8 protein-coding genes and 1 pseudogene are annotated in these 12463 nt (G+C 65.3%); 4 read left to right on the top strand and 5 right to left on the bottom strand.

The window, feature by feature from the left end; all coding sequences use genetic code 11:
- Together AC1D00_RS08590 and AC1D00_RS08585 are read right to left on the bottom strand one after the other, a co-directional pair.
- A pseudogene (locus tag AC1D00_RS08590) lies at positions 1-128 on the bottom strand (phosphodiesterase); the annotation flags it as partial.
- A gap of 354 nt (positions 129-482) precedes the next feature.
- A complete protein-coding gene (locus AC1D00_RS08585; protein ID WP_477010358.1) occupies positions 483-1958 on the bottom strand; it encodes a protein adenylyltransferase SelO in 1476 nt (491 codons plus the stop codon).
- 197 nt (positions 1959-2155) lie between these two features.
- Between AC1D00_RS08585 and aspS the strand changes: the two genes are divergently transcribed.
- The gene (aspS, locus tag AC1D00_RS08580; protein ID WP_477010357.1) at positions 2156-3928 is read left to right on the top strand and encodes an aspartate--tRNA ligase; all 1773 of its coding nucleotides are present in this window, start codon (positions 2156-2158) and stop codon (positions 3926-3928) included.
- 247 nt (positions 3929-4175) lie between these two features.
- Here the strand turns inward: aspS and AC1D00_RS08575 are convergent, their stop codons facing one another.
- Positions 4176-6146, bottom strand: a complete 1971-nt coding sequence (locus AC1D00_RS08575; RefSeq protein WP_477010356.1) for a hypothetical protein — start codon at positions 6144-6146, stop codon at positions 4176-4178.
- Between the two features lie 244 nt (positions 6147-6390).
- Here AC1D00_RS08575 and AC1D00_RS08570 point away from each other — a divergent pair, with 244 nt between their 5' ends.
- The 3 genes from AC1D00_RS08570 to AC1D00_RS08560 all read left to right on the top strand — a co-directional run bounded on the left by AC1D00_RS08570 (position 6391) and on the right by AC1D00_RS08560 (position 11080).
- A complete protein-coding gene (locus AC1D00_RS08570) occupies positions 6391-8700 on the top strand; it encodes an NADP-dependent malic enzyme (protein WP_477010355.1) in 2310 nt (769 codons plus the stop codon).
- Between the two features lie 299 nt (positions 8701-8999).
- A complete protein-coding gene (locus tag AC1D00_RS08565; RefSeq protein WP_027542933.1) occupies positions 9000-9452 on the top strand; it encodes a DoxX family membrane protein in 453 nt (150 codons plus the stop codon).
- A gap of 335 nt (positions 9453-9787) precedes the next feature.
- The gene (locus AC1D00_RS08560; RefSeq protein WP_477010354.1) at positions 9788-11080 is read left to right on the top strand and encodes an outer membrane protein; all 1293 of its coding nucleotides are present in this window, start codon (positions 9788-9790) and stop codon (positions 11078-11080) included.
- Positions 11081-11092: 12 nt separating this feature from the next.
- Here the strand turns inward: AC1D00_RS08560 and AC1D00_RS08555 are convergent, their stop codons facing one another.
- Positions 11093-11644, bottom strand: coding sequence for a dihydrofolate reductase family protein (locus tag AC1D00_RS08555; RefSeq protein WP_404555780.1), 552 nt, complete (start codon positions 11642-11644; stop codon positions 11093-11095).
- 8 nt (positions 11645-11652) lie between these two features.
- Positions 11653-12463: polysaccharide deacetylase family protein (locus AC1D00_RS08550; RefSeq protein WP_477010353.1), on the bottom strand; the 811-nt coding region annotated here is incomplete at its 5' end.

The following is a 12463-nucleotide window of genomic DNA, read 5'->3' as shown; positions in this document are numbered from 1 at the left end:
GCGTCGGACTGGTGCTTGTTGATGTCGGCAATCGCCGCGTCCAATCGGGCGCGCGGATCGAGGCCGTAGAGCTTCAGCCCGGGGTTCGCGAGATGCGTGTCGGTGATGTGGATGAATTTGAAGGGCATGGCACGCTGTCAGGACTGTTGGAGGATGGGCGCCTCTGGCAGGACGGCCCTGGACAGGCCGTTAGAGCGCGAGTGTTTCAGTTTGATGACAGCRGTTCCGGCGGGCAGAACGTGTCCACAAGGAGGCAGCCGTAGGGTGGATTAGCCGAAGGCGTAATCCACCACTGTGAGCCAACTTCAAGTTGTGCTATTTGAGGCGAATGTCGGACTATCGCCGCGCGTTCGTCAGCGCAGGATTGTTTCCTGCGGATTGGGGCGGCGACGCCCAGTTCATCGGCGAGTTTGGAGAACGGGGATGAGCCGGTTGGCGGATTACGCCTTCGGCTAATCCAGCCTACGCACCGAGCTTGTCGCTCACGTCCCGCAAAACGTCTGCAGCACGCGCTGATCCGGCAGCGGCGGATCGGCGTAGGCGGCATAGTCCGGCTGGTCCTCGTAGGGCCTCGCCAGCACCTTCACCAATTCCTCGAACGGCGCGTAGTCGTCGTTGTTGACGGCGGCCTGGATCACGGCCTCGACGCGATGGTTGCGCGGGATGAAGATCGGGTTGACGGCGTTCATGGCGGTCTGCCGCTCGGCGGCGGATTGCGGCTCGGCCGCGAGACGCTCGCGCCAGCGCCGGGCCCATTCATCGAAGGCTGCGGGGTCCATGAACTCTGCGCGCGCGTCGTCCGCGGCCGGATCGCCTGCGACATCGCCGAGCCTGCGGAAGGTGAGGGTGAAGTCGGCCTGGTTCTTCGCCATGGCGTCGAGCAGGTCCTGGATCAGGGCCTCGTCGCCGTCGCGCTCGGTGAACAGGCCGACCTTCTTGCGCAGGCCCGCCTGATAGGCCTTGCTGAAGGTCTCGGGGAATGCGCCRAGAATCTCCTGCGCCTGCTCGACCGCCTTGTCCTGCTCTTCGCCGAACAGCGGCAGCAGGCACTCGGCGAGCCGCGTCAGGTTCCACAGCGCGATGCGCGGCTGGTTGGCATAGGCATAGCGGCCCATCTCGTCGATCGAGGAAAACACCTGCGCGGGGTTGTAGGCRTCCATGAAGGCGCAGGGGCCGTAATCGATGGTCTCGCCCGAGATCGAGGAGTTGTCGGTGTTCATCACGCCATGGATGAAGCCGACCAATAGCCAGCGCGCGACGAGCTCGGCCTGGCGCGCGACGACGCCGGCAAGCAGCGCGTGATACGGCCGCTCGGTGCCTGATAGCTCTGGGTAGTGGCGGGCGATGACGTGATCGGCGAGCCGGCGGATCGCATCGGTGTCACGGCGGACGGCAAAGAACTGGAAGGTGCCGACGCGGATGTGGCTCGAGGCGACGCGGGTCAGCACCGCGCCGGGCAGTGCGGTCTCGCGGATGACGTGTTCGCCGGTGACGACGGCGGCAAGCGAGCGTGTGGTCGGAATGCCCAGCGCGTACATCGCTTCGCTGACGATGTATTCGCGTAAGACGGGCCCGAGCGCGGCGCGGCCGTCGCCGCGGCGGGAGAACGGGGTGGGGCCCGAGCCCTTGAGCTGGATGTCGCGGCGGACGCCGTCCCTATCGATGACCTCGCCGAGCAGGATCGCCCTTCCGTCGCCGAGCTGGGGCACGAACTGCCCGAACTGGTGGCCGGCATAGGCCATGGCGATGGGGTCGGCTCCATCAGGAACCGTCTTCCCGGCCAGGATTTCGGCGCCCTCGGGGGTCTCCAAGGGGGCCGGATCGAGCCCGAGCTGGACCGCCAAGGGCCGGTTCAGCTTGATCAGCCGGGGGGCAGCAACAGGGGTCGGTGCGACGCGGGCGAAGAAGCTGTCCGGCAGCGCCGAATAGGAGTTCTGGAAGGGGAAATGGACGGTCATGGAGGTAAAGATAGGCGGAGAACGCCTGATGGCAAAGGCTTGAGGCCCAATCGGCCCAAAATGGGCCTTCCGGGCCCAAAACAGCCCGTTCCGTTGGTTGCCGCCTTGGGCCTCGTCGGGTAAACCCTGCCGCAACTTTCGGACCGGCCACCTCAGCCGTTCGATTCGCTTCCTCCGACACTGATTTTGGGACGACCATGCATCGCTACCGGTCACATACATGCGGCGCGCTCCGCGAGAGCAACATTGGCGAGACGATCCGCCTCTCGGGCTGGGTCCATCGCGTTCGCGACCATGGCGGCGTGCTGTTCATCGACCTGCGCGATCATTACGGCCTGACCCAGTGCGTGGTCGACCCGGACTCGCCGGCGTTCTCGCTGGCCGAAAAGCTGCGCTCGGAATTCGTCGTCAAGATGGACGGCAAGGTCCGTCGCCGCCCTGAAGGCACCGACAATGACGATCTGCCGACCGGCAAGATCGAGATCTATGTCAGCGAGATCGAGGTGCTGGGCCCCGCCGGCGACCTGCCGCTGCCGGTGTTTGGCGACCAGGAATATCCTGAAGACATCCGCCTGAAGTACCGCTTCCTCGATTTGCGCCGCGAGAAGCTGCACCAGAACATCATGACGCGCGTCGAAATCATCAAGTCGATGCGCAGGCGCATGGAGGGGCAGGGCTTCTTCGAGTTCAACACCCCGATCCTGACCGCGTCCTCGCCGGAGGGCGCGCGCGACTTCCTGGTGCCCTCGCGCATCCATCCCGGCAAGTTCTACGCGCTGCCGCAGGCGCCGCAGCAGTACAAGCAGCTGCTGATGATGTCGGGCTTCGACCGCTACTTCCAGATCGCGCCGTGCTTCCGCGACGAGGACCCGCGCGCCGACCGCCTGCCGGGCGAGTTCTACCAGCTCGACGTCGAGATGAGCTTCGTCACGCAGGAAGACGTGTTCGCGGCGATGGAGCCCGTGATCACCGGCGTGTTCGAGGAGTTCGCCAAGGGCAAGCCGGTGAGCCAGAACTGGCGCCGGATTCCGTTCGCCGAAGCGCTGCGCAAATACGGCAGCGACAAGCCGGACCTGCGCAACCCCATCGAGATGCAGGACGTCTCCGAGCACTTCCGCGGCTCCGGCTTCAAGGTGTTCGCGCGCATGCTCGAAGACCCCAAGAACCAGGTCTGGGCGATCCCGGCACCGGGCGGCGGCAGCCGCGCCTTCTGCGACCGCATGAATTCGTGGGCGCAGGGCGAGGGCCAGCCGGGCCTTGGCTACATCATGTGGCGTGAGGGCGGCGAGGGCGCCGGTCCGCTTGCGAACAACATCGGGCCCGAGCGCACCGCTGCGATCCGCGCGCAGATCGGCGTCAAGGAAGGCGATGCCGCCTTCTTCGTCGCCGGTGATCCCGACAAGTTCTGGAAGTTCTCTGGTCTCGCCCGCAACAAGGTCGGCGAGGAATTGAACCTCACCGACAAGGAGCGGTTCGAGCTCGCCTGGATCGTCGACTTCCCGATGTACGAGTACAACGAGGACGACAAGAAGGTCGACTTCTCGCACAACCCGTTCTCGATGCCGCAGGGCGGCCTCGAGGCGCTGAAGGGCCAGGATCCGCTGACCATCAAGGCGTTCCAGTACGACATCACCTGCAACGGCTACGAGATCGCCTCGGGCGGCATCCGCAACCATGTTCCGGAAGCGATGGTGAAGGCGTTCGAGATCGCAGGTTACGGCGAGCAGGAAGTGGTCGAGCGCTTCGGCGGCATGTACCGCGCCTTCCAGTACGGCGCGCCGCCGCATGGCGGCATGGCCGCGGGCGTTGACCGCATCGTGATGCTGCTCTGCGGCACCACCAATCTGCGCGAGATCTCGCTGTTCCCGATGAACCAGCAGGCCATGGACCTCCTGATGGGCGCACCCTCGGAAGCCACGACCAAGCAGCTCCGCGAGCTGCATGTGCGGGTGAACCTGCCGCAGAAGTGAGCTGATCCTTCGCCTCTCCCCGCTTGGGGGGAGGGCGCAACGCATCGAAGATGCGAAGCGGGTGAGGGGGCTCTCCGCGAGTCGACCTGATTGATATGGCGTCAGGTCTCTCCACGTCGTCATTRCGAGCGCAGCGAAGCAATCCAGAATCTTTCCGCGGAGGGACTCTGGATTGCTTSGCTGCGCTCGCAATGACGCGGAGGGATTTTCGCTGGTCCAACTGCCATCCCTTGCGCAGGGATGCGGCCTACAGCCCCGTCGACGCCTCGATCCGGAATTGTGCGAGCGCGACGATCGGCTCGCTGTTCAGGACATCCATGAGCTGAAGCACCGGCACCTTGCCGAGCGGCGTCAGCTTGATGGTGAGCGTTTGCCCTGACGTCTCGACGAAGCCGGCGAAGGCATCGACCGCTGCCTTGGCGTCGAGATTGGCGGCCGCGATCTTCTCCCCCTGTGCCCGGATCATCTCGACGATGGCGCCGCGCGCGGCGTCGCGGCTGACATTCTGCATGCGCGAAAACTGCGCTACGACCAGATCGACGACGCCGCTGTCGCGCAAGGAGAGCTCGATCGCGCCGGCTTCGATCTGTCCGGCCTGACTCATGGCCTGCACCGCGTCGGCCGTGAACACGCCGCGCGGCACGTTGGCGAGTGCGAGGCGGAGCTGCGCCCTGGCGAGGTTGCCGAGGTCGATGGTGGCCGGCGCGAGCGCCAGCGCGCCGGAGGACTCCGTCCAGGCCGCGCCGAGATCGAGGTTGATTGCCAGCTTGTCGATGCCGGCCATCGTCAGCGGCAGCTGCGTGGGATTGGCCGGATCGGTGGGGGCGACCATCTTCACGACCAGGTTGGCCTTGCTCGGGATCGACCCGACCAGCTGGCCCCAGTTCAGGCTGATCGTGTCGATGGTGACGAGCTGCCGCGTGTTCTTGTAGGGCGAGACCACGCCTTTGATCTCGGCGCCTTCGAGCACCTGGAACAGGCCCAGCATCTGTTCGGGCGAGGGCGCCTGCCCGGGAGTGGTGAGGCTCGCGGCCCAACGCATCAGGTTGGCGAGGCTGAGTGATTTGAGCGCGAAGCGCTCCATCTTCACTTGGCCTTGCGGCGTCGGCGCATCGAGGCCTTCGAGCGCGAACTCACCCTCCTGGTACCTGATCGCCCTCAGCCGGGGCGTCCCTTGCGGGGTCGTCACCGACATGGTGCCGATCTCGATCTTGCCGACGCGAAGGCCRTCATAGAGGCCGGCGAGCTTCTCCATCATCTCGCGCGATTGCGCCGGGGTCGGCTGAACGTAGCGGTCCGTCGGCAGCAGTGCGAGAATCTCGGCCGGCCGGAATTTCGACGGCCGGACCGCGATATCGGCGATCGCGATGCCATCGACCTGCATCCGCATGCCCTGCGTCGACGTCGCCACATAAGTGCCGCTCGACATTTGTCCGTAAACGCGATGGTAGCTGTCGTCGCTCGCCTTCTGCGGATCGAGGGCGGCGGCGATTGCGGTCGAGTCGAATTCATTGATGATGATGTCGGACATCTCGCCGGACAGTTTGACCGCCTTGCCGGCCTGCTCCACGTTGATCGTGAAGGCGGCGCGGTCGGCCTTCATCGCGTCGACCTTGCCCTTGCCGAGCTTCTGGATCGCCAGACCCGAATAGACGACCTCGCCGCTGCCGGCAGCGCCTTTGCCGGCATCGAAGGCGACAGTGAGGGTCGGGGCCGCGATTGAAGATGCGGTCACGCTCGCATATTGATCGAGCACAAATCGGTACAAGTCGATCAGGGAGCCTGACGCCGGCGCATTCTGGGCGTGAACAGGGCCCGCGTAATCCCGCACGATCATCTGCGGGACCTTGTAGGAGGTCTTCAGCTTCCCGGGGCCGACCTCGTCCAGCGCGACCTCGAAACCGGAGATCTCGATGCTGGCGGCTGCAAAGCGGGTCTCATCGGCCTGGCGGACGCCCACACCCTTGATGCCGGCGATCTTGACGTGCGCCTGCGGCTGCCCGGCGGGATCGACTGCGATGTCCTCGATCGTCAGCGTCCGGCTCGTCACGTCGAACGCCACCCTGCCGTGGGTTGCCTTGCCGCCCTGGCTGCGGATCCGGTCGAAGACGGCCTCGATCTCCGCGGTGGCGCGATGCCTGGCATAGAGGTCGAAGCCGATCCATCCGCCCGCGGCGAGCACGGCGAGTGCGATCAGGCCGATCAGGATCCGCTTCATTCCCAGCTCCAGTTGCTCGTTTTGCACTGCGCAACCTGCCATATTCGCAAAGCCCGGGGCGGTCCAGGGAAAGCTATGGTTTTCAATTATTTGACCGCGCGGCCTGTTGATGGGGGCGGAATCGGATGTTGCCACCGGGGCGCCGGCCGTGCTTCATCCCGTTTCCATGACCCGGAATACCGCAACCCGCGACAGACCGGTCAGGACAACGTAGTTTGAGGCCGGTAACGCGAGGCAAGACCGCATGTCGTCCTATTCTGATGACCTCCACCAGGCGGCGCTCGCCTATCATCGTCTGCCGCGCCCCGGCAAGCTCGAGATCCAGGCGACCAAGCCGCTTGCCAACCAGCGCGATCTCGCGCTTGCCTATTCCCCGGGCGTTGCGGCTGCCTGCACCGAGATCGCCAAGAACCCCGCCGAGGCCGCGACGCTGACCACCCGCGCCAATCTGGTCGCCGTGGTCTCGAACGGCACCGCGGTGCTCGGCCTCGGCAATATCGGCCCGCTGGCCTCCAAGCCCGTGATGGAGGGCAAGGCGGTTCTGTTCAAGAAGTTTGCCGGCATCGACGTGTTCGACATCGAGATCGCCGCCGACACCATCGACCGGGTGGTCGAGACCGTGGCGGCGCTCGAGCCGACTTTCGGTGGCATCAATCTCGAGGACATCCGCGGGCCGGAGTGCTTCGAGATCGAGGCGCGGCTGAAGGAGCGCATGAAGATCCCGGTCTTCCATGACGACCAGCACGGCACCGCCATCATCGTCGCCRCCGCCATTACCAACGGCCTCAGGCTGAACGGCAAGAAGCTCTCGGACGTCAAGATCGTGGCCTCGGGGGCAGGGGCCGCGGCCATCGCGACGCTCAATCTTCTGGTGTCGATGGGCGCGCAGCGCAAGAATATCTGGGTCTGCGACATCGACGGCCTCGTGCATGAGGGCCGCAACACCTCGATGGACCGCTGGAAGGCGGTCTATGCGCAGAAGACCGACAAGCGCACCCTTGCCGACGTCATCGGCGGCGCGGACATCTTCATCGGGCTGTCGGCACCGGGCGTGCTCAAGCCTGAGATGTGCAAGGCGATGGGCGACAAGCCCCTCATCATGGCGCTCGCAAATCCCACGCCCGAAATCATGCCGGAGGAAGCGCGGAAGGTGCGCCCCGACGCCATGATCTGCACCGGCCGCTCGGACTATCCGAACCAGGTCAACAACGTCCTGTGCTTTCCCTTCATCTTCCGCGGCGCACTCGACGTCGGTGCCAGCGCCATCAACGAGGAGATGAAGCACGCCGCCGTCGAGGCCATCGCGCAGCTCGCCCGCGAGGCGCCGTCGGATGCGGTGGCGCAAGGGGTCGACACCGGCGAGATGGGCGGCTTCGGTCCGGGCTCGCTTATTCCGAGCCCGTTCGATCCACGGCTGATCCTGCGCGTGGCGCCGGCTGTTGCGAAGGCCGCAATGGAGTCGGGCGTCGCGACGCGTCCCATCACCAATTTCGACGAATATGCCGCGCAGCTCATGCGCTTCGCCTTCCGCTCCGGCCTCGTCATGAAGCCGATGTTCGCCAAGGCCAAGACTCAGCCGGTGCGCGTGATCTACGCCGAGGGCGAGGACGAACGCGTGCTGCGCGCCACGCAGGTGGTGCTGGAGGAGAAGCTGGCGACGCCGATCCTGGTCGGTCGTCCGTCCGTGGTGGAGGCGCGCATCAAGCGCTTCGGCCTGTCGATCAAGGCCGGCAAGGATTTCGACCTCGTCAATCCCGAGGACGATCCGCGCTACCGATCCTACGTGCAGTCCTATGTCGAGGTCGCCGGCCGCCGCGGCGTGACGCCGGATGCGGCGCGCACGGTGGTGCGCACCAACAATACCGTCATCGCCGCCCTCGCGGTGACGCGCGGGGAGGCGGATGCGATGCTCTGCGGCGTCGAGGGCCGCTACATGAGCCATCTGCGCCATGTCCGCGAGATCGTCGGCTTCTCGCCGGGCATCAGCGACTATGCGGCGCTGGCGCTGCTGATCACCAGCAAGGGCGCCTTCTTCATCGCCGACACGCAGGTTCGCCCCAATCCGAGCGCGGAAGAACTCGCCGAGATCGCCTCGCTCGCGGCGGTCCACGTCCAGCGCTTCAACATCAAGCCGAAGATCGCCTTCGTCTCGCATTCCGATTTCGGCAGCTACGACACCGAATCCTCGCGCAAGATGCGGCGGGCGACCCAGCTCCTGAAGGACAAGCATCCGGAGATCGAGGCCGACGGCGAGATGCAGGGCGATACCGCGCTCTCGGCCGCTGCGCGCAGGATGGTGCTGCCGCACTCCAAGCTCGAGGGCGAGGCCAACATCATGATCATGCCGACCCTCGACACCGCCAACGTCGCCTATCAGATGATCAAGTCGCTCGCGGACGCGCTGCCCGTCGGCCCGATCCTGATCGGCCCGGCGCGCCCGGCGCACATCCTCACCCCCTCGGTGACCGCGCGCGGCATCCTCAACATGACCGCAGTCGCCGTCGTGGAAGCGCAGGAGCGCGCGGCGCGCCAGCAGCCGACGTTGTTTACGTAGGATTGACGTTCCGCGAACTCGTCATGCCCGGGCTGGTCCCGGGCATCCACGTTCCTTGTCCGGCGAGCTAAGTCGTGGATGGCCGGGTCAAGCCCGGGCATGACGTCGAGATCGTTGTGCCAATCGCGCCGCCCTCGATTCGATTCCGCGAGGGAGCGCCTACGAATGGCGCGCGGCCAGCTTTGAATTACTCGCAGTTTTCCATTTCCCCGTTTGTAAACCGGCGAACGACTCTTCATAATCGTTCGGGACTTTCGTCCAGGTTCCGATTTTAGAAAGCCTGAGCCAAGAGGCCGATCATGCCAGCGTTCGTGACTTTCGGGCGAATTCTGTTTGCCGTGCTGTTCATCTACACGGGCGCAACAAAGCTGTTCGCCATCCAGGCGACCGCCGATTTCATCGCCACCAAGGTCGTGGTGCCTGAAATCATCGCGCCTTACGCCAAGCAGATCGAGACGGCGAGCGCCATGACGACGCCGCAACTGCTGGCCATCGCGGTCGGCGCGCTCGAGGTCATCGCCGGCTTGATGATCGCGCTGAACTTCGGCGCGCGGTTCTTTGCCATGCTGCTGATCATCTACGTCGCGGTCGCGACCGTGCTGTTCTACGATTTCTGGAATCTGGCGCCGCCCGACAACGCCAAGATGCTGGTCGACGCGCTGAAGAATCTCTCGATCATCGGGGCGCTCTGCATGATCATCGGCTATGGCCGCACCACGCGCCCGGCCGAGGCGGCGTACGGGGACGTGTAGCCGCCGGGCTTCCAGAACGGCTTCGGGTGCCGCTCGCGTGAACCCTCGTTCACAGATTATGGCTTTGATATCACAGCGCTTCCACATAATCGTGGCCGCCATGGAATGCACGCATGTCCCGACTTGTCGGACTGTGTTTGAGCCGAATACTACCGGTCGCGGTCGAATAGGGCCGGCGCAGTTCGGGGCGATCGGGGGCGGACTTGGTTCATTCGAGGCGACGGGTGGCTGCGCGTGCGGCTGCGGTTCTGGGCGTAACGTTGGGTCCGACGTTTGCCGTCGTGCAATCTTCTGCGGCCGATCTTCCCGTAAAGGCGCGGCCGCTAGCCGCGCCCGTGGCGAACTGGACCCAATTCTACATCGGCGCTGGACTCGGCTTCGACTTCGCGACCGGCCGGTCAAACCTGACACCGGTCGGCGGCGGCCCGGACTTGTTCAATCTCGACGGCTTGCAGGGCGCCGATCTCGGGCTGTCTGCTTTCGCCGGATTTGACGTCCAGGTTGCGCCGCGGGTAGTGGTCGGCGGTTTCGTCGATTACGATTGGTCGCGCCAGAGAACGACGGCCAGTGCGACGAGCACTTTTTTTGGCCAGAGCCTGAGCGCTGCGCTGCCGTCGTTGGACCAGGGCTGGACGATCGGCGGCCGTGCAGGATTTCTGGTGACGCCCGATATCCTGCTCTATGGCCTCGCCGGCTACAGCGAGATGCGGATCAACAACTGGAACCTCAACTACGTGATCCTCGGCGGAGGCCCCTCGTTCACCGTGCAGGAATCGGCGCTGACGTCGCACGGTTACACGGTCGGCGCCGGCGCGGAGTATCGCCTCGCCAATAACGTCTCGCTGCGCAGCGAATACCGCTACGTCGCGCTTGGCCGTAATACGACTGTCGATCCACTCGGCGCGGTCTGGACCGCCGACCTCTCCGAGCATGTGGTCAGGATCGGCGCGGCCTATCGCTTCGGCCAGTTCGGCGGACCTGCGACTGCATCGGCGACGCCGGCGCTGACTCCCACATGGACGGGCGTCTACGTCGGTGCGGGCATCGGGGGCGATGTCATCACGCCCCATGTCGCGGGCTCGTTCGCCGGCGTGCTGGATTTCAACGCGTCCGGTCTCGGCGGCGCCGATGTCGGCGGCACCTTCACGATCGGCTACGATCGCCAGATCGCCCCGAGATGGGTTGTCGGCGCATTCGGGCTGATCGATGCCGGGACGAATGGCGGCGCCAAGGTCACTGCATCGACCGGAGGAGCTGGTGTCGCGATCTCGTCGGATCTCGCTGCGGTGAAGTGGGGTTGGACCGTTGGCGGACGCGTCGGCTATCTCGTAGCGCCGGAGACGCTCGTCTACCTGCTCGGCGGCTACAGCGGAACGACCGCGCAATCGATCTCGTACGATTTTCTCGGATTTCCCGGCACCGCTCCGACGCGGGAATATCACGGCGCGACGTTCGGCGGCGGCTTCGAGCGCTTCTTCACCGACAGCATTTCGGCCCGGGCCGAATATCGCGTCACGCATCTCGGCGCGAGGGACGATCTGGCGTCTGATTTCATGACCAGCCTGAGCGCAGGCGGCACAGTGCACACGCTGCGCGGTGTGCTGGCCTATCACTTGCCGACGCCGTAGGGCAGGCCTGCGCTAGCCGCGCCGCCACGGCGTCACCGTGACGTCATGCGCCGCGTCGAGCAGGAACGGCGCGCCCGGCTTCATCCCGTGTGACGCCAGCACCTCGTGCGGCGTCCGCTCCGGCACGCCGACAAAACAGCCTTCGCCGCCGGGCAGGCGCAGATGCGGGGCCTCCGACAGCCAGAACGTGTCGTAACGGTCCATGAACATGTCGAACACGACGGGACCGCCGATGATCGCGACCAGGCCGGAGGCGACATCGGCGAAGGCGCAGGCCTCTTCGAAGCTCGCGTGATCCGGATTCCACAATGTCGCGTTCGGCATCTCCGGATCGACGGTGAGCGCCTTGATCTTGCGGGTCGTGATCAGCCGCTTGCGCTTCGGAGAGTTTGGCTGCTGCTCGTGCGAGTGCCGGCCGTGCACGATCAGCGCGGCGCGATCGAGCGCCTGCTCGAAGAACAGCTTGTCGCCTTCGAACTTCAGGGTGTCAGGCATGACATGGCTCGCGTCGGCGAGCATGCCGTCCGCGGAGACGATGACGTAGCCTTCGATGCGGAAGGGCAAGGGCGCGGCTATTCGGAGACCGTCGTCACCACGCTGTTGACCGGCCGGTTGCTGACCGTCGGCAGCTTGATGTCCTTGAGCAGCTCCTGGTCGTACTCCGGTAGCGTCGACGCCGGGAACTTGGAGCGCATCGCCACCACCTTGTAGCCGCCCGCCTTCAGGCGCTTGAGGAGCTCGGGCAGAGCTTCTGCCGTATGCTTCTGAAAGTCGTGCATCAGGACGATGCCCTTGCCCTTGCCGTCGAGCTTCTTCATCACGGTCTCGACCACCTTCTCGGGCTTGGAGGCCTTGAAGTCGAAGGAGTCGATGTCGCAGGAAAAGATCGCCGTGTTGCGGTTGCCGAGATAGGTGACCATCTCCGGCGGATGCTGGAGTGCCGGGAAGCGGAAGAACGGCGAGGGCGAGATGCCGCCGAGCGCCCACTTCACCGCCGAAAGGCCCTTCTCGATTTCTTCCTTGCGCTGCGCTTCCGTGAGCTTCTTGTTGTTGAGATTGGCGTGCGACCAGGTGTGGGTGCCCACGGTGTGGCCGGCCGCGTAGACCTGCTTGAGGATCTCCGGCTCATAGGTCGYGTGCTTGCCGATCGAGAAGAAGATGCCGGTGGTGCATTCATCGGCGAGTGCCTTCAGCACGGCGGGCGTGTTCTTCGGCCAGGGGCCGTCGTCGAAGGTCAACACCACCTCCTTGTCGCGCAGGAAGTCGAGCTCCTTGAAGTGCTCGAAGCCGAAGCCTGGACCGCCTGTCGTGTCGATCTCGACGGTGCGGGCGACCCCGAGCGCGCCAGGCGTGTTGCAGGCCGCGCGCGCGGGCTGCGGCGCC

It is taken from the genome of Bradyrhizobium sp. P2_E8, from assembly GCF_056403875.1.
This window is presented reverse-complemented; position numbering and strand designations above follow the sequence as displayed.